General features: G+C 44.2%; 24 protein-coding genes and 1 pseudogene. 11 read left to right on the forward strand and 14 right to left on the reverse strand.

Annotation, left to right across the window (positions count from 1 at the left end; all coding sequences use genetic code 11):
• Positions 1 to 261: 261 nt before the first annotated feature.
• The 9 genes and pseudogenes from IUZ65_RS08980 to IUZ65_RS09020 all read right to left on the reverse strand — a co-directional run bounded on the left by IUZ65_RS08980 (position 262) and on the right by IUZ65_RS09020 (position 10,742).
• Positions 262 to 2,331 (reverse strand): caspase family protein, encoded by a 2,070-nt coding sequence (locus tag IUZ65_RS08980; protein ID WP_195703411.1) that lies wholly within the window; start codon positions 2,329 to 2,331, stop codon positions 262 to 264.
• A gap of 12 nt (positions 2,332 to 2,343) precedes the next feature.
• The gene (locus IUZ65_RS08985) at positions 2,344 to 2,613 is read right to left on the reverse strand and encodes a SemiSWEET transporter (RefSeq protein WP_195703412.1); all 270 of its coding nucleotides are present in this window, start codon (positions 2,611 to 2,613) and stop codon (positions 2,344 to 2,346) included.
• Between the two features lie 55 nt (positions 2,614 to 2,668).
• Positions 2,669 to 3,955: an allantoate amidohydrolase gene (locus IUZ65_RS08990; RefSeq protein WP_229638024.1), complete on the reverse strand. Its 1,287-nt coding sequence runs from the start codon at positions 3,953 to 3,955 to the stop codon at positions 2,669 to 2,671.
• Positions 3,956 to 3,958: 3 nt separating this feature from the next.
• Entirely contained in the window at positions 3,959 to 5,188 is a 1,230-nt protein-coding gene (locus tag IUZ65_RS08995; protein ID WP_195703413.1) for a pyridoxal-phosphate-dependent aminotransferase family protein, read from the reverse strand.
• A 65-nt stretch (positions 5,189 to 5,253) separates the two neighbouring features.
• A complete protein-coding gene (locus IUZ65_RS09000; protein ID WP_195703414.1) occupies positions 5,254 to 6,072 on the reverse strand; it encodes a sulfite exporter TauE/SafE family protein in 819 nt (272 codons plus the stop codon).
• A gap of 53 nt (positions 6,073 to 6,125) precedes the next feature.
• Positions 6,126 to 7,697 carry a gamma-glutamyltransferase family protein gene (locus IUZ65_RS09005; RefSeq protein ID WP_195703415.1) on the reverse strand — a complete coding sequence of 524 codons (1,572 nt, stop codon included), beginning with the start codon at positions 7,695 to 7,697 and terminating at the stop codon, positions 6,126 to 6,128.
• A gap of 38 nt (positions 7,698 to 7,735) precedes the next feature.
• Complete coding sequence (locus IUZ65_RS09010; RefSeq protein WP_231363612.1) at positions 7,736 to 8,992, reverse strand: amidase family protein; 1,257 nt, start codon at positions 8,990 to 8,992, stop codon at positions 7,736 to 7,738.
• Positions 8,978 to 9,892, reverse strand: a pseudogene (puuE, locus tag IUZ65_RS09015) (allantoinase PuuE); the annotation flags it as partial. The gene IUZ65_RS09010 and the pseudogene puuE, both read right to left, overlap by 15 nt.
• A gap of 166 nt (positions 9,893 to 10,058) precedes the next feature.
• A complete protein-coding gene (locus IUZ65_RS09020; protein WP_229638025.1) occupies positions 10,059 to 10,742 on the reverse strand; it encodes a TetR family transcriptional regulator C-terminal domain-containing protein in 684 nt (227 codons plus the stop codon).
• Positions 10,743 to 10,945: 203 nt separating this feature from the next.
• Here IUZ65_RS09020 and IUZ65_RS09025 point away from each other — a divergent pair, with 203 nt between their 5' ends.
• The 9 genes from IUZ65_RS09025 to IUZ65_RS09065 all read left to right on the forward strand — a co-directional run bounded on the left by IUZ65_RS09025 (position 10,946) and on the right by IUZ65_RS09065 (position 19,556).
• Positions 10,946 to 11,176 (forward strand): ATP-binding cassette domain-containing protein, encoded by a 231-nt coding sequence (locus IUZ65_RS09025; RefSeq protein WP_269213759.1) that lies wholly within the window; start codon positions 10,946 to 10,948, stop codon positions 11,174 to 11,176.
• Positions 11,158 to 11,379 carry a hypothetical protein gene (locus IUZ65_RS09030; RefSeq protein ID WP_195703417.1) on the forward strand — a complete coding sequence of 74 codons (222 nt, stop codon included), beginning with the start codon at positions 11,158 to 11,160 and terminating at the stop codon, positions 11,377 to 11,379. Before IUZ65_RS09025 ends, IUZ65_RS09030 begins: the two co-directional genes overlap by 19 nt.
• A 101-nt stretch (positions 11,380 to 11,480) precedes the next feature.
• A complete protein-coding gene (xdhA, locus tag IUZ65_RS09035; protein WP_195703418.1) occupies positions 11,481 to 12,932 on the forward strand; it encodes a xanthine dehydrogenase small subunit in 1,452 nt (483 codons plus the stop codon).
• Positions 12,932 to 15,298, forward strand: coding sequence for a xanthine dehydrogenase molybdopterin binding subunit (xdhB, locus tag IUZ65_RS09040; RefSeq protein WP_195703419.1), 2,367 nt, complete (start codon positions 12,932 to 12,934; stop codon positions 15,296 to 15,298). Before xdhA ends, xdhB begins: the two co-directional genes overlap by 1 nt.
• Entirely contained in the window at positions 15,288 to 16,205 is a 918-nt protein-coding gene (gene xdhC, locus IUZ65_RS09045) for a xanthine dehydrogenase accessory protein XdhC (RefSeq protein ID WP_195703420.1), read from the forward strand. Before xdhB ends, xdhC begins: the two co-directional genes overlap by 11 nt.
• Entirely contained in the window at positions 16,198 to 16,710 is a 513-nt protein-coding gene (locus IUZ65_RS09050) for a 2-oxo-4-hydroxy-4-carboxy-5-ureidoimidazoline decarboxylase (RefSeq protein ID WP_195703421.1), read from the forward strand. Before xdhC ends, IUZ65_RS09050 begins: the two co-directional genes overlap by 8 nt.
• On the forward strand, positions 16,707 to 17,030 hold the full coding sequence (gene uraH, locus IUZ65_RS09055) for a hydroxyisourate hydrolase (RefSeq protein WP_195703422.1): 324 nt from the start codon (positions 16,707 to 16,709) through the stop codon (positions 17,028 to 17,030). Before IUZ65_RS09050 ends, uraH begins: the two co-directional genes overlap by 4 nt.
• Before the next feature lies 1 nt (position 17,031).
• Positions 17,032 to 18,399, forward strand: coding sequence for a guanine deaminase (gene guaD, locus IUZ65_RS09060; protein ID WP_195703423.1), 1,368 nt, complete (start codon positions 17,032 to 17,034; stop codon positions 18,397 to 18,399).
• Positions 18,345 to 19,556, forward strand: a complete 1,212-nt coding sequence (locus tag IUZ65_RS09065) for a urate hydroxylase PuuD (RefSeq protein WP_195703424.1) — start codon at positions 18,345 to 18,347, stop codon at positions 19,554 to 19,556. The genes guaD and IUZ65_RS09065 overlap by 55 nt, the downstream gene beginning before the upstream one ends.
• Before the next feature lie 29 nt (positions 19,557 to 19,585).
• Here the strand turns inward: IUZ65_RS09065 and IUZ65_RS09070 are convergent, their stop codons facing one another.
• Complete coding sequence (locus IUZ65_RS09070) at positions 19,586 to 20,449, reverse strand: LysR family transcriptional regulator (protein ID WP_195703425.1); 864 nt, start codon at positions 20,447 to 20,449, stop codon at positions 19,586 to 19,588.
• A gap of 93 nt (positions 20,450 to 20,542) precedes the next feature.
• On the opposite strand from IUZ65_RS09070, the gene IUZ65_RS09075 reads away from it, so the two are divergent.
• Both IUZ65_RS09075 and IUZ65_RS09080 read left to right on the forward strand, forming a co-directional pair.
• Positions 20,543 to 20,782, forward strand: a complete 240-nt coding sequence (locus IUZ65_RS09075; RefSeq protein ID WP_195703426.1) for a hypothetical protein — start codon at positions 20,543 to 20,545, stop codon at positions 20,780 to 20,782.
• Entirely contained in the window at positions 20,772 to 20,990 is a 219-nt protein-coding gene (locus IUZ65_RS09080; protein WP_195703427.1) for an HAD hydrolase-like protein, read from the forward strand. The genes IUZ65_RS09075 and IUZ65_RS09080 overlap by 11 nt, the downstream gene beginning before the upstream one ends.
• Here IUZ65_RS09080 and IUZ65_RS09085 read toward each other — a convergent pair.
• Genes IUZ65_RS09085 through IUZ65_RS09100 form a run of 4 tightly spaced genes read right to left on the reverse strand, consistent with a single transcriptional unit; the run spans position 20,977 to position 23,546 of the window.
• Positions 20,977 to 21,468 (reverse strand): DUF6653 family protein, encoded by a 492-nt coding sequence (locus IUZ65_RS09085; protein ID WP_195703428.1) that lies wholly within the window; start codon positions 21,466 to 21,468, stop codon positions 20,977 to 20,979. The two genes, IUZ65_RS09080 and IUZ65_RS09085, sit on opposite strands and share 14 nt — an antisense overlap.
• A gap of 23 nt (positions 21,469 to 21,491) precedes the next feature.
• Positions 21,492 to 22,328, reverse strand: coding sequence for an aminoglycoside phosphotransferase family protein (locus IUZ65_RS09090; protein ID WP_195703429.1), 837 nt, complete (start codon positions 22,326 to 22,328; stop codon positions 21,492 to 21,494).
• Positions 22,329 to 22,353: 25 nt separating this feature from the next.
• A complete protein-coding gene (locus tag IUZ65_RS09095) occupies positions 22,354 to 22,776 on the reverse strand; it encodes a GNAT family N-acetyltransferase (RefSeq protein WP_195703430.1) in 423 nt (140 codons plus the stop codon).
• Positions 22,767 to 23,546 carry a class I SAM-dependent methyltransferase gene (locus IUZ65_RS09100; RefSeq protein ID WP_195703431.1) on the reverse strand — a complete coding sequence of 260 codons (780 nt, stop codon included), beginning with the start codon at positions 23,544 to 23,546 and terminating at the stop codon, positions 22,767 to 22,769. Before IUZ65_RS09100 ends, IUZ65_RS09095 begins: the two co-directional genes overlap by 10 nt.
• Positions 23,547 to 23,562: the final 16 nt, after the last annotated feature.

The raw sequence follows: 23,562 nt of genomic DNA on the forward strand, positions 1-23,562 counted from the left end.
GTCACTATAGCATATCAATTAGTTACAAAACGCCATCAAACTCACACCACCCATTCATATACTAAATGAATGAGTGGTCAGTCATTTATTAGAGCAATTAACTGGTTGGGATAATATTGGACATAAAAACAGTTCCACAGACTCTTATTAAATAAGGGATTCATTCATTTAAATGACTATATTGTACCGCTATGCTGTCCAGCACAATATAATGAAGATATAAACACCTCTGTCCAAAAAAATTTAATTCTCGGCTTGTCTTTAGAGGTCATTGCCAACTTCCCAAGAGAAGAGCTCTACCCCCCCTTTTTCTGGTGGCGAGCCCAGTTTAAAACCGCGAGTAGACACCTGAAGCGGCGCTTGCTCCAAATGAACAAAACTAACGCCAACACCTTCTGATATTTGACTAAATAACATTAAATGTTCGACACCTGTCGTGCTCACATTAACGTACCAGTTAAACGAAAGCGATTCGTTGGGTTGTAAACGGTTGGGTTGACCACTCTGCGGATGTAATTGAGTTATGCCATATTGGCTGTCGATAAACAGTATATTTATATCTTGGGGTTTACGGCTTATATTTCTTATTTCAAAAAGAATTTGATCATTCTCTTTTAACGTCGGACGAACATTAACGGGTAATGACTGAACTTTGTTACCCCGTTTAACTCCAAACTCAACCTTAAGGTGCTTCTGGGTTCCCGTTAACCGGACATTACTACTCAGTAAGCGTTCTACATTCGCGATCTTTAATAAACTATTCTTAATGACAACCAAACGACTTCTTTGAGAACGAGGAACCGATACGTTAAGTAATCGCTGTACTACTCTATCCTCAAAACAGATTGCCTCTTGTGCTTTCTCTATCTGTTGCTCTTCACAAGGTAGTGATTGATCTGCACGCAGAAACCAATACATGTTGTCGAATTGACTGACTAATATTGACGCGTTATTTACTTCACTAAGTGCAAACTGTGGCTGACGAGAAACAATATTATCTAATAGAGCTTGCAGTGCTTCCCTTTGAGAGGGCGTCCTGTTTTTTGAAGGCAACATCGCGATATTTAACGTCGAATTGAGTGCCGAATCAATGATGCGAACATACACATTTTCCGGCCAGGTTCCGGTGTCTAAAGATTGAACAGATGCATAACTAGTCACAGCCGTCGCACGATCGATAGTAACTTTAGCCAAATAGTCCTTATCTTGTGCTAAAGGGTCGGAATAAATTGCCACCAAAGAGTTTGCAGTCAACATCGATAATGCCCCTCCTTGAATAACCAACTCCTTTCCTTGAATTTTACCAACAAATTGGGGTTCCCCACTGTCTTCAGAATCAAACACAGTTTTGGTCAAATCGGTGGCACTAAATAGAGGGATGCTGCTTCTCCACGGAATACTTTCGTAACGAGCGACTATTTTCTGCGCCAATTGCTGATAACTAAGTGTTGAGTTTGACCCTAAAACATCCATTAGAGCATAGGTAAACAACCCATGAAATTGAGAAGCGTCATCGCTGCGTGGCAGTTTCATTTCAGGTGTAGTTTGTGTGCTTTGAGCGGCGGAAAAGGCGATCAACTCACCTCTGGTTGTTAAATGCGAATTTGCAGCCGTGTGGAATAACGCCTTTTGTAATCCCGTATCTTTTTCGTAACGAGAGTCGTTCCATTGACGAAAAAGCAAATTTGCGGGTGATTGGGATTTATTAAAGGGCGTTGTTGGAATATCGAGTATGGATGGCGCGACTTGGCGAAACCTTATATCAGGCATCGCTGCCCCTCTCGTCATTGTCCCTGAATGGCAGCTATCAAACACAATCCAGACATCTGCACCTCGGTCACGAATCGCATTGATATAGTAAGCGATCTCGTTATCTACTATCGCATTCTTCACTGCGCCCGTTTCGTTGTTCCACTCACCGACATCGGTTGGGAGGAATATTTCATCTAAACCATCCGCTTCGTCATTCGATTGAACCTTCGCAGGCTGACGACTACCGTGCCCAGAAAAATGCAGATAAAAGAAATCGCCCTCGCCAGCAGCCGTAACTAACTGTTCTAATCGCGTTAAAATATTACGTCGCGTAGGCGATTCAAAACTCGGTTTAGTGACCAATGAGTAGATGTGTTTTTTATCGAATTTATTCCTAAGTAGTACGTTCTTAATGATCTCAACATCATTTTCTGGCCCTAACAGTTGAGCACTTTCCGGTAGGTTAGGATAATCACCAACGCCAACCAGTAATGCGTATTTTTGCGCGGTAACACTGGTCGATAAGAATGATAATATGATTAGAAAAACGAGCCGAATCATCCTCATACATACTTGCATAGTCTAAGTATCCTACTGATTAATTGTCTTTTTCCTACTTGAAGTGAGCTTTAGGATAAGCACCAGGCTAGCAAGGAAACCGGTAATCACATTAGCGATAACTAACGGCCAATCTTGATTTACAATACCATAAATTAACCAACTAAAAACACCCGTCACAAACATGCAATACATGCCAGTAGATATCCCATCTACATTTTTAGTTTTAAGTATGGATGCCACCTGAGGAACAAATGAGAATGTGGTACAAAATGCGGCAAAATAGCCGATAGTTTCATTCATGAACGTTTACCAAAATAGGTCAGTTATTTACCGGTGTAAGGTTACCATAAAACGCTCAAATGGCGACCTTCTCATTGATAAATATGGCCAATGCCGACAATGAAACTGCCACATCTTCTACGTCAATCGACTCTTTGGGGTTGTGACTGATGCCCTCTTTACAACGCATAAACAACATCGTTGTAGGCACAATTTCGGCCAATACCATCGCATCGTGTCCCGCGCCAGAGGTTAATGCTAATGGTACACCTGTGATCTGCTTTACAACCTCTACCATCGCGGTGGTTACATTAGGTTCACAGCTCACTGCCTGTGCATTATGGGTTTCTTCTAATTTGATACTCAACCCACTTTCACTTGCCAGCGCCTCCAATCGTTCAATAAAACAAGCAATGAACGCATCTCTTGCACCATCATTGATACTTCTTACATCTAACGACATATTCACACGGCCCGGTATCACATTCACACCACCTGGATACACGTCTAATTTACCCACTGTTGCTAACACGGGGTAATCATCGGCAATGGATTTTCTCGCGACTTGATTGAGTTCAACCATCCACTGGCAAGCCGAGACAAGTGCGTCTTGCCTAGAGGCCATGGGGACAGTTCCTGCATGACCCGCTTTACCTTCGAGTGTAATAGAAAACCGCCTCGCTCCGGCAATACCATTAACCGCAGAGATAGGCAGACCTTTTTCTTCCAATACAGGCCCTTGTTCTATATGAAGTTCGACATACGCAATCACATGATTACTGTCTATCTGCGCTTCCGAAACCTTAGATACATCCAGAGCGAAGCCACACATAGCCTGCGCCAAGCTAACACCATTTTCATCGGTTAACTCACGCCATTTACTTTTCCATTTACCGCATATGGCTGAACTACCAAGAAGCGTTGCACCGAAACGTGATCCTTCTTCATCACCAAATCCCACTACATCAACATGAAAATCAAAACCAATACCAATACCGTTATCCGCGAAATATTTGATCAAGACCAGAGGCGCAACAACACCCAAAATACCATCGTATTTACCGCCATTAGGAACGGTATCCGTATGGGAACCCAAAATAACGCGCTGCTCTGTATCACTGTTTGCTTGAAGTCGAACCCATTGATTGCCTGCTTGATCTTGCCAGTTTTGCAAGTGGCTTTCTTCTGCCCATGTGCGTATTTGTTCGTTGGTCGCCTTATGTTCCGGCGTCAGATAGCGTCTATCCATTTGGTCAGGGGTTTGAGTGTATTTGGCGAGAACCTCACAGTACTCCATTACGGTAATGGCAAGTTTGTCCATTGTCGGTTTGGCTAGTTTCTGTTGATACCACGTTTTATCCATCGCCTATTTTCCTGTCTGATAACGTTCGATCGCTGACTGATAGGCGGCCCCTTGTTTAATCGCTCCGCCTGACTGAACCAATAAAGCTTCTAACCCAAGCAGTGTGAGTAACACTGTGTCTAGCCTTGCGTTATACCCCATCGTGCCTATACGCCAAATTTTGCCGTGAAGGGGCCCAAATGAGGTGCCAATTTCAATATTGAATTGAGACAGCATTGCCTGTCGAACGGCTTCACCATCAACATAAGAAGGGATCACCACACCAACCACATTGTTCATTTTATGGGTTAGGTCTCCGAATAAGGACAATCCCATCGCTTTGAGTCCCGCAGCTAATGCATCACCGGCTCTCTTATGCCTTTCAATAACACAATCTAAACCTTCTTCTAGGTTGAGCTGCGCACATTCACGTGCGGCGAATAACATACTCGTCGCTTCAGTATGATGGTTTAAACGCTCATCGCCCCAATAATCCAATATCATGCCCAAATCAAAATAATTGGAACGAATCCTGCTCCGTTGTCCTACGTGGTGATCGTCGGTGCGAATACCTGCTTCAATATGCTTCCTTTGTCGTATTTCCTCGACGGCTTTCTCGCTTAACGTTACTGGCGCTGAACCCGATGGTCCACCCAGACATTTTTGTAGTCCAACTGAGACCGCATCAAGCTGCCATTCGTCGGCTTCAAATTCATTACCAACGATCGACGCCGTCGCATCGCTATAAAAAAGCACGCCATGCTTTTTACACAATTCACCCGCACCGTCTAGCGGTTGCAGCATCGTAGTTGAGGTATCGCCTTGTACAAGCGCAAGCACTTTGGGTTTATGACGAATAATCTGTTGTTCTAGCATTGAATCTGTCACAACAGTGCCCCATTCAACCTCAAAGGTGACGACATCGGCTCCCGCGCGTTCCGAAATCTCAGCTAGTAGATGACCGAAACGACCAAAAACTGGCACCAGAACTTTGTCTCCCGGTTCGATAAGTGACACCAACACCGCTTCAATACCGGCTCTGGCAGTACCATCAACCAACACGGTAGCTTGGTTATTGGTTTTAAATACGGATCGATATAACGTCATGGTTTGGTTCATATAGCCGGTCATTACCGGATCATACTGCCCAATCAATTGATTACCCATCGCCTGCAATACTCGGGGGTAAACCGTGATTGGCCCGGGCCCCATGAGAATACGCGGAGGGGGTGAAAGTCGTTCAAATAAGTCCATATTTTCATTCCTTGAAGGTGATGGCCGTCTGGTTAGTCGTCTGAGCTAAATCTACATTCCTGTGTTTATAGGGTTTGTAACAACATACGAATACCCGTGAAAGCAAGGACGACGGCAAACACTTTTTTCAACATTGCATTATCGAGTTTTTTACCTAGACTCGCGCCAATTGGTGAGAAGAACACCGTTAGCGGAACAATAAATAGAAACCCTAACCAGTTAACTAAGCCGTAGTTACCAAAAGGCGCATCGCTTGGTGTTGTGCCAACCAATAACATCGTCACAACACCAGGCAGCGCGATTAACAACCCTACAGTAGCCGCTGTGCCGACGGCCTTATGGGTTGGAAAATTAAAGGCAGACAGTGTTGGAACCGTTAATGTACCGCCACCAATACCGATCATTGCACTCAGGCAACCAATACACGTTCCTATCACACCTTGGCCGGTTTTACTTGGCAACGATTGTGCTAAAGGAGCCGCGTTTGCACCAAGTAACATATTGAGCGCGGAAAGAGTGGCGATAATGCCAAACGCCGCGGTAAGCCAGGGGCCACCAACACGTGTGGCCAATAAACTTCCGCAGATAACACCAAATACAATAAACGGGGCAAGCCATTTAAGTAGAACCCAATCTACATTACCATTTTTATTGTGTGCCTTAATCGAGCTTAAGGAGGTAGGAACGATGGTGGCCAGTGATGTGGCAGTAGCAATCATCATGGCAGAGGTCGCGCTTACACCAAAATTTTGAAAAAGATAAAAAAGGACAGGCACAATAACAATACCGCCCCCAACACCTAATAACCCCGCTAACAACCCCGCAACCACACCTGTCGCTAATAAAGCCAATATCACAGGTAATACTTGAATAACGTCGTTCATTGTCTGTTTGTTCCCTTACTGTTTATCTACCATTTATGTGCACTAACTAGACACTAATTAATTATGATCGCTTTGCCGTTACTTCTTGGATCCGATGCGGCAGTCGTCGTTTGTTTAGACACGTGGATAGCCCCTGCATGGCCGAAAAACTCGGCTAAATCTGGGGCCGACACTACATCATGTCCTTTTTCTTGTAGCGTTGCAGCATGCTTGCGATACAAAGCGTCCTCCAATTTGAGGTTTTCACTCGCTTTGCCCCATGTTTTACCCAATAACCAACGTGGTAGTGCAATCGAATCACCGATGCTTTTGCCTTGTATCAGATATCGCCAAATCACTGCGGCTTGAGTTTGAGGTTGCCCTTCTCCACCCATGGTTCCGTAGATAAATCTCGACCCATCTTTCAGCAACGCTAACGGCGGATTAAGAGTATGCATTGGTTGGTGACCACTTTTGATAAAATTAGCATGTGTCGGTTCTGTACTAAAGCCTAAACAACGGTTGTTCCAGACAACGCCGGTTCTTGGATTAACAACACCAGAACCAAACTCCCAATAGATACTTTGAATATAACTCACCGCTAAACCGTCGCTATCCACAACCCCCATCCAAACGGTGTCTCCAATAGGACCAGGGCTCGGCCACGGAGCAGCATTAGAAGAAATTAATCGATTTTGTTTGCTTATCGAGTCAGTCGAAAGACGCGCTTGCATCTGGTCGTTCAATGACGTCTCATCACTTAGGTTGCTATTGCGCCAGTCAAACGCGATTTTTACTGATTCAACTAAGTAATGAAGCAACTCTACCTCTCCTTCGTCACTGCGCCAATAGTCATCTTTTTCTGCTCGCTGCACAATATAATGGTCTAACAAAGCAAGAATATTCAATGACGCTCCACCTTGCGTAGGCACACCAAGGTTATAGAAACAACCCCATTGTGTGACTGCTCTTAGTGGCGTTGATATCTGAGCCGATGTGCTAGCGATATCTTGCAGCGAAATAGGGCTCCCCTCCTGCTTTAAATAACGCGCATTTTCTTGGGCTAGATCACCGTGATACCAATCTTGTAGTCCTGCTTTTGCTAGCTGTTGATAAGTCCTCGCCAATGCAGGCAAAACCATCAAGTCTCCAACCTCATAGGCTTTGGACTGCTTCAAAAATACCGACGAGAAATCGTCACCACCCCATTCATCAAGCAGTTTGCATTGGGCATCACGTAAACTCTGCGTTACCTCAAAACCATTGTTCGCATACTCGATTGCCGGCTCAAATATTTTGTCCAATGAGAGCGACCCAGCATACGTTGATAACGCTTTTTCCCAGCCAGAGACAACACCCGCAGTGGTCAAAGCCACCTTTGGACCTCTCTGGTGCTGACCAAATTCCGCGTTAGACATATCTTGAGCACACTGGCCTGCAGCATTGATGGCGATAGGTGCTTCCCCGGGTTTATGGATAAGCCAAAAACCGTCGCCACCCAAACTCGTCATATGCGGATACACCACCGTTAAGGTGCTCGCCATAGCAATACATGCCTCTACGGCGTTCCCGCCCTGTTGTAAGATTTTCTCGCCTGCTTGGGAAGCAAGATAATGCGGGGCGGTAACCGCTGAACTGTATGACATAAACATCCCTTTAATATTTGTGTAACGTCCATTCTATTTTACAACGAGTTTACTTGTTGTTTAGCAAAATGAATCAATGACAGGTCTGAATTCTCTTTACCCATTAAACTCAGGCCTATCGGTGCTTTACCAATAGTTATTGCAGGTATTTGCAACTGGGGCCAGCCACTTAAACCTGCAATAGAGGTGAGCCCGAGCAATACTTGCCTTTCGTTATTGACTTCATCCTTATTCGAGTCGATCAACGGTGCGACACTAGGAACCGTTGGCATGAGTAGAACACACCCGTCGGGTAACCAATTCGCTTTTTCACCATTCCATTCTTGCAGTTGGCTCAAGGCTCTTTCTTTGTCCTCACTGCTGATATTTTGCCCCCACCGCAGACGCTGTTGGATGTCGGCACCAAATGCAGATAAATTCGCCGTCAACCATTCACGATGAGTGACCCACAAAGAGCAGGCTTGAAGCACTGAAAAGCAGAATCTTCTCTCCTCTGCGCTCAATGGAGGGTCATCCAAACGCGTTGTATGCCCCTCAAAATTTAAGAAAATCTGCTCAGCATAAGATTTCAGTTCTTTATTGACACCGTCCCATAACACCTCGCACCACGCCATACTATTTAATGGGACGATCGTCTTATTTCCTAATAATGATTGAAAGCCCTTTTCCAGCATTGACAGCTCCTTTGCCAGCAAGCCCGGGGTATCAAACATTGGCGCAAGCGCTATCAACCCTTGTGCAGAAATAGCACCATAAGTCGGTCGCATACCAAACAATCCACAGTAACTTGCAGGGACTCTAATTGACCCCCCTGTATCAGTTGCCAATGAAAGGTCGGACTCCCCCAGAGCAACCGAAACCGCAGAACCTGAACTCGATCCCCCACTCGTACGCATGTTGTCACGTGGGTTAACAGAAACACCATAATGGCTGTTGTTGCCAGCAAGCGAATAGGCCAACTCGTCGAGTTGTGTTTTGTAGGTTAATTTCGCCCCGTGCTGTAACAAAAGGTCGACCACCTTCGCATTCTGTTTCTCAATTGGCGCTTGTGCTAACCAACTTGGAAGACCGGCTCCCGTCTTAAAGCCTTTTATAGCGAAGAGATCTTTAACAGAAACTCTGACTTCTGATAGTGCATCACTGATGATGGTTTGTGTTTCATTTTCGACCGACGAGATGTCATCAATATTGTGAAGCTGGACAAAGGCATCACTCTTTGCGTTCTCTTTCTCTCTAGGGCAAGTAGCGGCCAGGCTATCCCCTAATGGTTTTTTTTTAATGGCCTTGTTGGCCACTTTCTTATGCTCAGACAACCAATGCTCCGCTATCTGTTCACGTGTCGCGTACCAAACATCCTTAAATTGCTTAACGTATGATATAAACCGTCTTAATCCCGCTATTCGCGCTGGCCTGCCGACTAGCCGACAATGTAGGCCAATACTCAGCATTTTAGGATTTACGTCGCCCTCCAAATACAGTTCATCAAAGGCATCTTTTAGATACTGGTAAAACTGCTCACCGCAATTAAAGCCTTGCGGAGTAGCAAAGCGCATATCATTGGTATCCAGTGTGTAAGGCACCATTAATAAAGGTTTGGAGTAATTATCATCCCAATATGGCAATTCATCTGCATAGCTATCAGCACTATAAAGAATGTCATCACGCTCCGCGATGAGCGCTAACGTGTACGGGCTCGTTCTACCAGTGTACCAGCCTTTCGGCTTACTACCCGTTACCCTCTCATGGATAGAAATCGCCTCTTCCATGTGGGCTTTTTCTTGCTCTAGTGTGAAGTGTTGATAATTTATCCAACGTAAACCGTGGCTCGCAATTTCCCATTCAGAATCCAACATGGCTTTAACCACTTCAGGGTTCTTTTCTAGTGCTTTTGCAACACCGAAGACCGTTACTGGAATCTTTTCTTTATTGAACAATCGATGTAGACGCCAGAAACCAGCGCGGCTGCCGTACTCATAGATCGACTCCATACTAAGGTGCCTGTCTGGATAGGACTCTGCACCTATGATCTCAGAAAGAAACTTCTCAGACCCTTCATCACCATGAAGCACACAATTCTCACCGCCTTCTTCATAATTAATAACAAATTGGACCGCAATTTTTGCCTTGTTGGGCCACTTTGGGTTTGGCGGCGTTTCTCCATACCCGACCAAATCTCTTGGGTAGTTATCGCTCATAATCATTCCTTGTTGAGACTTCTTATTACGCGTTTGAATCGGGTTATGCGTCGTTGCTATACGGCTATGATTTAATGGTATCCATAGCAATGTAAATAAAATGATAGGAGTATATAGCCCTTATGTTAAGCAGTTTTCTGACCAAGTGTTCAGGAAATCACTTAACTCAGCGTAAACCTAACCCTTTTAGCACTATATTCACGGTAAAATTTCCAGCCTCTATAAACTCTTTATCATCGAGAGAACGGCCATTTATTAACTCTATCTCACTATCAAAATCCGCATAAAATTGTGTCGTCCCCCAAATGAGGAACAGTAAATAAAGTGGATTTACTTTTGGGATTAAACCTTCATCAATCCATGTTTGAATGACGTTGACTTTGCTTTTCGACCACACAACCATTGGCTGTTCAATGGCATCTCGAATGATTGGCGCACCTTGAATTATCTCCATTGCAAATATCTTAGAGCGCATTGGATGTGTTCGGCTATAACGCATCTTTTCAATAATATAGCGACGAATAACCTCGTCTGGGGCCTGTTGGTTTGTTTCAACGGAGAACCCTTGATTCCACATCTCAAGGATATCGGTAAGCAGTGCTTTATAAAGACCTGTTTTTGATTTGAAGTAATAGAGAATATTCGCTTTTGGCAATTCAACACTATCCGCAATAGCTTGTACCGAGGTGCCTTTGAAACCATATTTGGCAAACTCTTGTTCGGCCGCATATAATATTCGCTGCCTGTTTTTTGCGCGAATAGACCCTCCTTTCCCCTTAGCACTTTCTTCATTCACCGTGTCAGACATATCGATCCTATTTTTATCGTTAAATTTCGTTGTTCTCTTCATTTTTGTCGTGCCTGTTTTAAAAACACAGCCCCAACTTCAACCTTATTCTCGTACTAATTTAGTGCAGACGCGCCAAGTTTGCCTCGTTCGACCATTCAAAGTTACAACATAATCCTAGCAAACCTTACCTTTTCTAGTGAGTTGAACAATTGGTCAGGTTATTGCATTAACCATTCCAATTATAGGAAAGGAATCAACACACGATGACCAATGGATATCTATTAGAGCTCTGGAACGTGAGTAAGTTTTTTCCAGGTGTCATAGCAAATAACAATGTAAACCTGACCCTAAAAAAAGGAGAAACACTGGCGTTACTGGGTGAATATGGCGCAGGCAAGTCAACTCTGGTGAAGATGATATATGGTGTTAATCAAGCCAGAGCTAGGGGTATCGGCATGGTTTTGCAGATGACATATTGCAAATCGCTTCTGTGAACCCTGAACTGCCTACTGACATCAAAGAGGCGATTATAGCCACACATGCTAAAATTAAATCAGGCGAGTTCCATCCTTTCACTGGCCCAATGAAAGATAACAGTGGTAAAGAAGTGATTGCAGCGGGACATACGCTGACGGATCAAGAGCTTGCGGGTATTAACTGGTACGTAGAAGGTATCGAGGCAAAAATCCATAACTAATCGCCCTCGAAAAGACTCACCAGCTTTTGTATAGCTCGTGGGTCTTTTTTTACCTAGTTACTTGACCAAGTGGACAACTTTTTTTGGCACCGGAGGACGTTATGTTAGAGATCATGATCAACGATGAAATTGTTCAAATAGAAACAGCAGCCGTTGATAGTATGCTATTGCCCTATTTAAGAGAACAGCGAGAATTGACCGGGTCTAAAGAAGGCTGCGCCAGTGGCGATTGTGGTGCTTGTACTGTTGTTATGGCAGACATGGATGAAGATAACCAGCTACGTTATCGACAGGTCAACGCCTGCATTACGCCTCTTCATGCGCTACACGGAAAAAAAATTGTCACCGTTGAACACTTGCAACAAAACGGAAAACTGCACCCAGTGCAGCAGGCCGTTGTTGATAATCATGGTACACAATGTGGCTTCTGCACTCCCGGTATTGTGATGTCTCTGTATGCGCTTTCTAAACAAAAAAAACGCCCAGAAAATCCGCCGGATTATCTTTCTGGCAATCTTTGCCGTTGTACTGGTTACGGCCCGTTGATTAAAGCGGCAAACCTCATCGCTGATATCGGTATTGACGACCCAATAAGTCAAGACGAAGACACACTTGTCGAATGGATGCATTCGATAGAACCACAGAACACGGTCAATTATTGGAAGCCATGTGATCGAGAAACGCTTGGCAAACTTCGTACCAAACATCCAGATGCAAAACTGATTGCGGGTGGTACAGATTTAGCTCTTGAGGTAACCCAGCAATTACAGCGTATAGACAAGATGATTGATCTCTCCGATGTGAAAGATTTACAAGGTATAACAAAAACCAAGTCAGGCTGGAGAATTGGATCCGCCGTGCTGCTTTCAAAATTACACGCTTTTATGCGTGAACATTACCCAAGCACAGACGAGTTAATTGAGCGATTGGGTAGCCTCACTATTCGAAACCGAGGTACGCTCGGTGGCAGTCTGGGTCATGCTTCACCTATCGGGGATGTGGCGCCATTACTTATCAGCTTAAATGCCCGTATCGAAATCGATAACGGCAAAAAGAAGCGACTATACGCGCCGGAAGATTACATTACTGGTTACCGTGAAACCCTTATCAAAGACGATGAATGGATAAGTGCAATCCATATTCCTATATTGGCCCCGAATCAAAAACACGCCATCTATAAGATCAGTAAACGGTTCGAAGACGACATCGCTACCGTTGTTTTGGCGATTAACCTGACCTTGGGAAGTGATAACCGTATTAAGGCTTGTATTTTATCTGCCGGGGGTATCGCGGCAAAATCTGTTCGACTTTCGCAACTCGAAGGCCTTTTTGTCGGCCGTCATTTCACCTCTGAGTTGGTCCGTAAAGTACAAAAACTCGTACCAAACGTTATTGCGCCCATTGGTGACGTAAGGGGCAGCGCGGAATATCGTATACAGCTTGTGCAAAACCTCATTCAGCGCTTTTATCTGGAATGTCATCAGGTCCCAACAAGGTTGAACACTCCACTCCATTCATCCAATGAAAAGAGTACAAAAGAGGTTAATCAATAATGCGTAAATTAACCCATTTAAACCCGGTAAGTGGCGAAAAACAAATGCGCTCGTCAAACATTGTTGGCCAAAGTTACAAACACGAAAGTGCCATTAAACAAGTCACTGGTGACGCGGCATTTCTAGACGACTACCCAACCCCTAAAGGGTGTTTGCATGGTGCCGTCATAACCGCATCTATTGCAAAGGGGAAGATAACAGCGCTTGATCTTTCTCCCGTAAAAGCGATGCCTGGTGTCGTCGCGGTTTATGGGTATCACGATATCCCCGGAAAAAAAGATATCGGTCCAATTGTCAAAGGCGACCCACTACTCAGCGATAACGAAATAAAGTTCTATCAACAACCAGTCGCACTTGTATTGGCTCGAAGCCATGTTCAAGCAGTAAAAGCCGCAAAGAAAGCTCAGATTGAATACGATATCGATCTGAATCCTATCCTTGATTGTGTGAGAGACGGCAATCAAGCAGAAGTGTTGCCTGCAAATACCATGGGAACACCAGTGTCAGTCGAACAGTTTGAAAAAAGTGACATCGTTATTTCTGGTCAACAGCATATTGGTGGGCAAGAGCACTTCTACCTTGAAGGGCAGATAAGCCTTGCAGAACTCACCGAAGACAAGGGGATATTTTTACGCACCTCAAGCCAACATCCAACCGAGGTACAAACACTCGTCGCCGAAGTGCTCGATATTCCATTTAACAAAGTGACCGTAGATATGCGTCGAATGGGCGGAGGCTTTGGAGGCAAAGAAACACAAGCTGCTCAATGGGCGTGTTTAGCCAGCATGGGCGCATTGTTGTCTGGTAAAGCGGTAAAAATTCGACTCCCCCGATCCACGGATATGTCGGTAACGGGTAAACGCCATCCGTTCTTCAATCAATATAAGATTGGCGCAAATAAACAAGGCGTTATCGAGTCCGTCGCATTAGAAGTGAATGGGTTATGCGGCCACTCAGCGGATCTTTCTGGTGCTATTGTCGATCGAGCGATGTTCCACAGCGATAATGCCTACTTCCTCGCGAAGGCATCAGTCACGGGTAACCGACTGAAAACCGACACCGTTTCCCATACTGCATTTCGCGGATTCGGCGGGCCTCAAGGCATGATGGTGATTGAACAAGCAATGCAAGACCTCAGCATTGCCGTGGGTGAAGATGCCCTCGATCTACGCCTTAAAAACCTTTATCGAGCAGGTAAAGACACCACTCATTACGGGATGGCCGTTGAGCAATATAGAGAACTGAAACAGGTCATCACTCAGCTAGAAACTCGTTGCGACTATCGACAACGTCGAGAAGAAGTCGACGCATGGAATAAAGCCAATCCAATACTTAAAAAAGGATTGGCACTTACCCCTGTAAAATTTGGTATTGCATTTACCGCAACGCATCTAAACCAAGCCGGCGCATTGGTCCATATCTATACCGATGGCAGCGTGCAGGTATCTCATGGTGGTACAGAAATGGGACAAGGTTTGCATACCAAGATTCAGCAAATTGTGGCTCAAACTTTAGGCATTCCCTTTGAGTTGGTGCTAATCACCTCAACCAGAACCGATAAAGTGCCAAACACCTCGCCTACCGCCGCCTCATCGAGTACCGATCTCAACGGTATGGCCGCGCACAATGCAGCAAAAGCGCTGAAATCTCGCCTAATAGAGTTTGCGTTGAAAGAGTATAAAGCCGTAGGAACCGAAGCAGACATTATCGATGGCGTGCTCGCTATCGGGGATAAGCAGATAGATTGGTATTCGTTGATTCAGCAGGCTTACTTAAACCGTGTTTCCCTCTCCGCTAGCGGGTTCTACAAAACACCAAAGATTTGGTATGACCCGAAAAAATCTATCGGTAGACCTTTTTTCTATTTCTCATTAGGTGCTTCTTGTTCAGAGGTGACTATCGATACCCTTACAGGTGAAATGCGGGTTGATAGAGTAGACATCTTACACGACGTCGGCAGCAGCCTTAACCCCGCGATCGACCTTGGTCAAATTGAAGGCGCATTTATTCAAGGAATGGGGTGGTTAACGACAGAAGAGTTGGTCTGGAACAAAGACGGTGCGCTGCTAAGCAACAGCCCGATGAACTACAAAATACCAACCATCGGCGACTATCCGAAGCAGATGAATATCGACCTTTTCGATAAAGCAAACCCTGAGCACAGCATTTATCGTTCTAAAGCTGTCGGCGAACCGCCTTTCATGCACGCCATCAGCGTTTGGTGCGCCATCTACAATGCGGTTTCGTCTATTGGAAACCATACTTTAGCCGCTGAACTGAATGCACCTGCTACAGGTGAAGCCATATTAAAAGCCTGCGCAAAACAGTACGACAAATTTGGTCGGGAGGCGACCTATGCAAAATAATCACTCAGACGCTTTCAACCCGTTCACTGTAGGCTCTAAATTAACATGGTTAGAGGCATGCCAATGGCTAGAACAACATGGAGAAGCCTATTGTATCGCCACCATTGTTGCTGAAGCTGGCTCGGTTCCTCGGGCAAACGGCAGTAAAATGGTTATATCAACCCATGCTCAGTTCGACACACTTGGTGGCGGTAACCTTGAGCGTCAAGTAATCAAGAAAGCACGAAAATTGTTAGACCATAAACAAGAAGGCGTGTCTATTGAACGCTTTTCGTTGACCGCGGATTTACAACAGTGTTGCGGCGGTGCGGTGCAGGTTATGCTTGAGAGCATAAACTGCCTATTGCCTAAGGTCGTTATTTATGGCGCAGGGCATGTGAGCCAAGCCTTGTGTACCATTCTTCAGCAGTTACCTTGCCATGTACGCGTTATCGATAATCGGCATGAATGGATAGAGCAAGTAACGGTCTTAGGTGTAAAAGCCTATCAGCATGACTTTCCAATCGAAACCGTCAACAATCTCGATACAAAAAGCATCGTGCTTATTATGACACATGACCATGCTTTAGATTTTGACTTGACGAAATTAGCGATAGAGAGAGACTGCTTTCCTTATATTGGCCTTATCGGTTCTCGAGGTAAGAAACAACGCTTTGAGTTTCGCTTAAAAGAGCAACTCTCTAACCCTTCATTATTAGAACAACTCACCTGTCCAATCGGCCTTCCCGCCATTCAAGGGAAACTGCCGATGCAAGTTGCTGTCTCGGTTTCTGCCCAGCTCATGGCCCTTTTTGAATCAATCAAATCCGATTCAGCATATCAAGCAGAAGATCGCCCACGCAGAGAAAAACAGTGGCAACGAGCAAACGACACCAAAAAGATGCTGAAGAGGACTCCGCATGGCTAATCAACCCGCAGACAACACACTTTCCATCGATAGACCTCTGTTGGAGAAAATTTGTTCAAGCCAACGCTGGCAAACACTGCTTTTGACATCGTTATCTCCCAATTCTGGCGTGGCGTTAAGCAAAGAAAACGTGCTGGATATGGCGGACAAAGCCTTTCGCCAACTAGAAGAGAAAGACTGGTTAGACGCCTTCGCTGGACACCCAATGATTGGTGATATCTCTAGCCTTAGAGAAAAATACGCGCAAGGCAAAGACTTGAGTAAGAAAGAACAGAGTCAGGTATCGGGCGCTTGCGAAACGGTACTGCAATCGCTTCTTAAATTAAATCACGCTTACCTCAATAAATTTGGTTTCATCTTCATCGTCTGTGCCACCAATAAATCAGCTCAAGAGATGCGGGATATTTTGCAAATTCGATTCAACAATAGCCGTGTTGACGAGTTACTAAACGCCTCTGTAGAACAGAGAAAAATCAGCCATATTCGCATGGAGGCACTATTATGAGCAGCTTAAGTTGTCATGTACTCAATACCACCCATGGTATTCCTGCTTCTTGTATCGAAGTAGAACTCACTCGATTTTCTCAACATGAGAGTCTGCAAAAAGGCATCACAGATCAGGACGGTCGCTTTCAGTTTGATGCCGTCACACTTAAAAAAGGACGATACACCCTTAAGTTTCACACCGAGCAATACTGCCAAAATCAGTTCGACGATTGTTTTTTTCCTGTGGTAGACGTGCATTTTGTTGTAGAAGATGAACGTCACTATCATGTTCCTTTGTTGCTCTCTCCATTCTCTTATTCAACCTATAGAGGGAGTTAATATGCTTAGACAAGTCCATCGGGGAAGTCTATTGCACTTCCCCAAGCGCACCATCGATCCGGCCAAAAATTATCAATACTTTAATGACGGTGTGCTAGTGATACAGGAGGGAAAGATTACCCATGTCGGTGAGGCCGAAACGTTTTTCAAACTGCCAGAGAATCAACAGCTACTCAATTATGGTGGCGTGGATCTGCACAAGGGATTAATCATTCCCGGAATGATCGACGGCCATGTACATCTACCGCAGATTGAGATAATAGCCAGCTACGGAAAACAGCTATTAGATTGGTTGAATGAGTACACCTTCCCTACCGAGAAAAAGTTTGCCGAAGTGGAATATTGCTATCGACAATCACGGTTTTTTTTAGAACAGTTGCTTTCTCACGGAACCACGACCGCGAGCGTATTTGCAACGGTCCACCCACACTCTGTTGATGCTTTTTTTGTCGCGGCTGAAGAGTTGGATGCAAGGATGATCTGCGGAAAAGTCATGATGGATAGAAACTGTCCTGATTACCTTCAAGATACGCCTGAATCTGCTTATCACGACTGTAAAGTTCTCATAGAGAGATGGCACGGGAATGGCCGAGCCATGTACGCGATCACGCCTAGGTTTGCACCAACAAGCTCACCGGAGCAGCTTAAAAAAGCGGGACAACTTGCCGAAGAACACCCGGACGTCTTTATTCAGACTCACTTAAGTGAAAATTTGTCTGAAATAGAGTGGATAAAATCCCTTTATCCTAAACACAAAGATTATCTCGATATTTATCAAAGCTTCGGCCTAGCACGCGACCGTTCACTATTCGGTCACTGTCTTCACCTGCAAGACCGCGAGTATAAAGCGTTAGCGGAATCGGGTTCTACCATCACCTTTTGTCCTTCTTCTAATCTATTTCTTGGTAGCGGTTTATTCAATTACCAAAAAGCAAAAGACCACAATATTCCAATATCTATAGCCAGCGATATTGGCGCAGGAACAAGCCTAAGCTTATTCGCAAATCAGTCGGACGCCTACAAAATTTGTCAGTTACAAGGCATTAGCTTAGACCCATTTGAGTCCTTATATCGCTGTACTCAGGGCGCGGCCGATGCCATGGGCATATCCCACCTTGTTGGCAACCTTAATCCCGGAACCGAAGCCGATTTTATCGAACTGGATATCAAGGCTTCACCCATTCTTCATCAACGCTTGGTGCGCTGTAATAATCTATCCGAGCAACTGTTTGCTATCTCAATGCTAAGTGATGAAAGAGTCATCGCGGCTACCTATCTGAATGGAAAACTCGTCTACAAAAAAGGAAGTAAAATATGTGGCCACAACTCTACGAGTGGATTGCGCTATTTATCAAATGGTTCCACGTAATTAGTGGCATTGCATGGATAGGGGCAAGCTTCTATTTCACGTGGTTAGACAACAGTATAGAGATGCCACCTAAATGGAAAAAAGACAAAGGTATTAAGGGCGATCTATGGGCCGTGCATGGCGGTGGTTTCTACGAGGTAACAAAATACCAAGTTGGTCCAGAAACAATACCAGGAAACCTACATTGGTTTAAATGGGAAGCCTACACCACATGGATGACGGGCTCCGTATTGATGATCTGGATGTATTATCTTAATGCGCAGGCCTATCTTATCGACCCAAGGGTAATGACACTCTCCACCACAGCAGCCGTTAGTTTGGGGGTCGGGACTATCTCGGCGGGTGTGGTCTGTTATGAAGCGTTATTACGTTCACCATTAGCCAGGAATCGAACACTCTTTGTTGTTTCACTTACCGTTGCAGGTGGGGCGTTTTTCTTCGTCTTCACCGAATTCTTTAGCGGACGTGGTGCGTTTATCCATATGGGTGCGCTAATAGGCTCGATTATGGTGAATAACGTCTGGCATAAGATCATCCCCGGCCAGCGAAAAATGGTGGCGCAAGTCGCGGCAGGCGAACCTGTCGACCCGGCTCCAGGTTTAGAAGGTAAGAGGCGCTCGATTCACAATAATTACCTTACACTACCCGTTATTTTCTTAATGATAAGTAACCATTACCCAATGATCTATCAACATGAATTTAACTGGTTGGTTGCCCTGTTAATCATGGTAATCAGTGCTTGGATTCGACACTACTTCAATCTAAAACACACCGGTAAAAATAAGCCAAGTGTTTTGATTTCCGGTATTGCGGCTATGTGTCTGCTCGCGGTGGTTATCAGCATTCCTTCTAATACGCCGAAGGAGACAGCAGCAGGACAAATAAGTGAGGTAACCCCGCTGACGACAGTGCAAGGTTCAGTAAAGGCTATTATTTCGTTGCGCTGTGCAAGTTGCCACAGTAGCAACCCAACCGATGACGTCTTTGTCGTCGCGCCGTCTGGCGTCGTTTTTGATAGCTGGCAAGATATTGAACGCTGGGCACCAAGGATTTTAGCACGTTCAGTCGACACCGCTGATATGCCATTTTTAAATAAAACCGGCATGACAGATGAAGAGAGAAGCCTACTTAAGCAACTGTTAAACCAAACCAAATAGGCTCAAAACAAGCTTTATTCTAGACGCAATCATGTGCAAATAAGCGTATCTATAAATTGTTGTCTCACCGGATCTTGATAGCTGTCATTCCAGATTAAACCGACATCCCATTTTGAGCTGGAGCCACTTAATGGGATGTATCTAATTTGTGGCTGGCCCAATAATTTTGCGCTGGCTGGAATAACCGTATATCCCAGCCTTGCTGAAACTAGAGACAGAAGCGTTAAAATATCGTCAGACTCTTGTTCCACATTCAATTGCAATTGATTGTCGCGAAGAAACGAATCTATTTGCCCGCTAAGCCCCTGCCCTCTGGCTGGGGTAAGTCGCATATAGTTCAATTGGGAAAGTGATTTCCAATTATCCTTACTGTCTATCCATTCACCTTCATGCACAGCCACAACTAATCTATCCGAAAAGAGCCGAATACTTTTTAAGGGAGGACTAACAGGTAGTCGATTAAAGCTTAGCTGAAGCTCGCCACTCAGAAGCAGCTTTGTCTGATGGTGCGACGGTATATCATTCAATGTGACATGCACGTCTGGAAAATTCTGTTTAAAAGTAGAAATATATTTAGGGGCTTGGTGGTAGGTAGAAATCCCAAAACCGATACCTAAATGCCCTTTCGTGCCGTCGGTAACCGACCTTGTAAGTGCTTCAAAAGATGTAAAGCTTGCAACCAATCGTTTTGCTTCCGGAAGAATCGTTTTACCCACTTGCGTTAAGCTCGCACCACTTCGGCCTCGTTCGAACAATATTGAATTTATGTCGTTCTCTAAACGCTGAATCTTCTTGGTTAATGCAGACTGAGTGATAAATAGTTGCTCGGAAGCCATCCGGTAGTTACCCGATTTAGCTAGCTGACAAAATGCGCGTAGCTGATCTATATCCATTCCCATTACTCATGCATAATTGAATTAAATTCATTATATGGAATGCTTAAATGAGGTTAAAGTTATTTCACAACCTAATGGAGAATAATGACTATGAGTAAATCCACATTTGCACTGCTATCAGCAAAAGGGCTGGTTATTCCTCAAAATTTAGAGGACGACGAAGCTGGCGCGGTTATTTGTTCAATGATGAAAGATAAAGCCATCATATTACCCTTTATTTGCCATGCAGAAGACAGTAGAGATGCGCTTGAAATTTACAATGACAAAGTAAAAGGTAATCTCGATCTTTTTACCGTTTTCTTAGGTAAGGAGTCGTTCGATGTCCGCTAGAATGGAAGCCGTACTGTTCAATATGGATGGGACGCTAATTGATTCCAAACCCATTATTGAACAGGCATGGCGATATGTAGCGCAAGAACATGGCATTGAGTTAAGTAGGACTACCATTGAGCAACATATTCATGGTAGAAGTGGCAACTACCCTGATTTTATAGCACTATTGAATGTTCAACAGAACACGTTATTTAATCCGCCATAACGGGCTTATTTGCGTCCATATACACCCATACCATGCGATCCACGAACCACGCTTTGCATAAAATAATCCAAATATTGCCGATTATTAGCACCCAAATATCTAACGAGTAAAGCCCGTAAAGAAATGGCATCATGCCCAACGCTGACAGGCATTGAAGGACATTCGTCGCCTTCTGATGATGCGTTGGGATAGCGCAAACAGCCCGATTCAAATATATACGCTCACCAAATGTTCCTCTCGATGCCCAATTGTCTGTCTGTTTTGGTGCTTTAAATAACCTAGGGTTTAGCCATATCCAGATAAATGAGGCCAATACTAATAGCCAACTGTATGAACCAATCCAATGCTGTGAATAAAAAGAAACTGAAATGAGCGGTAGAATAGTAAATCGGGTATAGACACTCCATGGATTAGAATGCTTAGCCCAACTATCGTCGTTCATCGTCATTAATTGCTCTGATAACTTAGTAAAATCCATCGTACTTTTACCTCAACCTGTTTTTAACGCAATCGATCATGTCTTTTCAATTCTTTATTTATAATCGCCTTAAGTGCCTCAGTTTCACCATTGTAGTTCTCAGACAATCTTGCCCCAGCAACAACCGCTAACCATGCTCCGAACTCATTTTTATCCAATCCGTTATTCTTTCGGTAATGGTAGATATATTGACGACAGATAATGAACTTAAAAAACGTATCCATCGCTTGTTTTACTCTAGACGTTTCGGAGCTCCTACTGAGTGAGATAAGAAGATAGGTCCGAGCCACATCCGCTAATGGGTTACCCACGTCAGCGTCTGCCCAGTCCAAAACCACGACATTAGTTGTGCCCTGCATCAGATTTCCCGGATGGAAATCATTGTGACACAGATGCGATTTAGTCGGTAAAGACAACAGTAAGGCCAGTAATTTATCTTTTACTACTTGCGAAAGTAGGTCTTTTTCTAAAATTTTTTCTTTAAGTCGAAGCCCCTGAGATATAAAACCATCTTGTACCGTCTTCTGATGGATTTCACTGTGGGCATTCGCCAATAATTCTCCCAATCGAAATACCGTCGATGGCGATTTCTCAATGATGCCTAATATTGACTCTCCTTCTATCAGGTTCATTTTTAGTGCGAGTTTCCCATTCACTGTCGTGATACCAGCGATAGTTGGAACGGGTAAACGTAACGCACTCGCTTTTTTTGTTGCCTCGAATTCATACGCGACCGTTTGATAAGAAACATCGGATTTAAATGCTTTATAAACGGAATCAAAACCATCATAAAATACGTCAGCTTGGCTTCCCGTTCCTATCAAACTCATATGGTGCAAATCGATTTTTTCTTCAAGCATTTTATTTTTACCTAGTGACAAATTATCAACATCGTTTACATAAGAATATTTTGTCTACGCCAAGAACTGGAAAATCGCAGAATCTTCCCGTTTCTATAAACCCCAGTTTCTTATAAAATTGCGAAGCCTGAAATGTATACGTGTCGAGATAAATACCATTGACGTTTCGATTTTTTCCCTCTTGCTCAACCATGTTTATTATCTTCTCGCCCCAGCCTTTCCCTCTAACGCCTTCTGATAACCAAAAATCATCGAGATACAAACACTGTCCTAAAACTCTCACCGTGACGCCACCATGCAGTTTACCAGTATCACTACGCAGAAATAAGGCGAAACTGGCGTCGTAAACAAATGGCAAGTGAGTCCTATTAAACGCCGACAATCCTTCATGAACGGCGTTAACGTCAGACTTATCCGGCGCGCTATTCAATTCAATAACTAGAGACAAATCTGTTTTCTCGCTTTAATGGAATACACTAATGGTATCGGTTGACCATTGCACAACTTCTTAAAACCGCGATCGCCATCTTTTTCCATTTCGGAAAAACAATTGTATGGGCTATATGGGAATTCGTTCACGCTATCAACACTCAGACCCGCGCCAATTAGTGCATTGATGACTTCGCTTATAGGGTGTGGCCAAGTCATCATTACCGACGTTTCTCCGGTACAGTTTTCAGTATACGTTCCTTCATCATCAATATCGGCTTCATTCGATGGAAAATAAGAGTAACCCGAAAGAACATCATTGAAGTTATGAAACTCCACAAGGTTGAGTTGACCGCCTTCCTTTAATGAACTCGAAACCAAATCGGCCCAACGATGTAAATCGGGTAACCAGCACAAGGCCCCGTATGAAACAAAAACAACATCGAATAACTGATCGTTTGTATCTGCAAAACTGTAGATATCATCACAGACAAAGTGAGTAGATAAGCTCAGCTTTTCAGAAAGACGCTTAGCCACATTTATGGCCTCAGAAGAGATATCGACACCAGTAACCTTCGCACCTAGCCTTGCCCATGACATTGTGTCTTGTCCAAAATGGCACTGGAGATGGAGTAATGCCTTACCATTAACGTCACCAACTTCGTCGAGTTCAATTTGATTTAACGAATTTCTTCCGCTCAGAAAGCCTTCTACATCATAGAACTTTGAGTCTACGTGAACTTTTGTTCGTTTATCCCAAGCGTCTTTATTTACCTTTAAATAATTCATTCTTCGCCCTATTCTA

This window comes from Vibrio sp. VB16, from assembly GCF_015594925.2.
Classification (GTDB): domain Bacteria; phylum Pseudomonadota; class Gammaproteobacteria; order Enterobacterales; family Vibrionaceae; genus Vibrio.

Excerpts from the sequence above, each read along its gene's own strand:
- IUZ65_RS09085 (WP_195703428.1), bottom strand. The coding sequence starts at position 21,468 with ATGGATTTTACTAAGTTATCAGAGCAATTAATGACGATGAACGACGAT.
- IUZ65_RS09090 (WP_195703429.1), bottom strand. The coding sequence starts at position 22,328 with ATGCTTGAAGAAAAAATCGATTTGCACCATATGAGTTTGATAGGAACG.
- IUZ65_RS09025 (WP_269213759.1), top strand. The coding sequence starts at position 10,946 with ATGACCAATGGATATCTATTAGAGCTCTGGAACGTGAGTAAGTTTTTT.
- IUZ65_RS08980 (WP_195703411.1), bottom strand. The coding sequence starts at position 2,331 with ATGCAAGTATGTATGAGGATGATTCGGCTCGTTTTTCTAATCATATTA.
- IUZ65_RS08990 (WP_229638024.1), bottom strand. The coding sequence starts at position 3,955 with ATGGATAAAACGTGGTATCAACAGAAACTAGCCAAACCGACAATGGAC.
- IUZ65_RS09050 (WP_195703421.1), top strand. The coding sequence starts at position 16,198 with ATGGCTAATCAACCCGCAGACAACACACTTTCCATCGATAGACCTCTG.
- IUZ65_RS09020 (WP_229638025.1), bottom strand. The coding sequence starts at position 10,742 with ATGAAGAGAACAACGAAATTTAACGATAAAAATAGGATCGATATGTCT.
- IUZ65_RS08985 (WP_195703412.1), bottom strand. The coding sequence starts at position 2,613 with ATGAATGAAACTATCGGCTATTTTGCCGCATTTTGTACCACATTCTCA.
- IUZ65_RS09070 (WP_195703425.1), bottom strand. The coding sequence starts at position 20,449 with ATGGATATAGATCAGCTACGCGCATTTTGTCAGCTAGCTAAATCGGGT.
- IUZ65_RS09100 (WP_195703431.1), bottom strand. The coding sequence starts at position 23,546 with ATGAATTATTTAAAGGTAAATAAAGACGCTTGGGATAAACGAACAAAA.
- IUZ65_RS09000 (WP_195703414.1), bottom strand. The coding sequence starts at position 6,072 with ATGAACGACGTTATTCAAGTATTACCTGTGATATTGGCTTTATTAGCG.
- IUZ65_RS09005 (WP_195703415.1), bottom strand. The coding sequence starts at position 7,697 with ATGTCATACAGTTCAGCGGTTACCGCCCCGCATTATCTTGCTTCCCAA.
- xdhB (WP_195703419.1), top strand. The coding sequence starts at position 12,932 with ATGCGTAAATTAACCCATTTAAACCCGGTAAGTGGCGAAAAACAAATG.
- IUZ65_RS08995 (WP_195703413.1), bottom strand. The coding sequence starts at position 5,188 with ATGGACTTATTTGAACGACTTTCACCCCCTCCGCGTATTCTCATGGGG.
- IUZ65_RS09065 (WP_195703424.1), top strand. The coding sequence starts at position 18,345 with ATGTGGCCACAACTCTACGAGTGGATTGCGCTATTTATCAAATGGTTC.
- IUZ65_RS09080 (WP_195703427.1), top strand. The coding sequence starts at position 20,772 with ATGTCCGCTAGAATGGAAGCCGTACTGTTCAATATGGATGGGACGCTA.
- uraH (WP_195703422.1), top strand. The coding sequence starts at position 16,707 with ATGAGCAGCTTAAGTTGTCATGTACTCAATACCACCCATGGTATTCCT.
- xdhA (WP_195703418.1), top strand. The coding sequence starts at position 11,481 with ATGTTAGAGATCATGATCAACGATGAAATTGTTCAAATAGAAACAGCA.
- guaD (WP_195703423.1), top strand. The coding sequence starts at position 17,032 with ATGCTTAGACAAGTCCATCGGGGAAGTCTATTGCACTTCCCCAAGCGC.
- IUZ65_RS09075 (WP_195703426.1), top strand. The coding sequence starts at position 20,543 with ATGAGTAAATCCACATTTGCACTGCTATCAGCAAAAGGGCTGGTTATT.
- xdhC (WP_195703420.1), top strand. The coding sequence starts at position 15,288 with ATGCAAAATAATCACTCAGACGCTTTCAACCCGTTCACTGTAGGCTCT.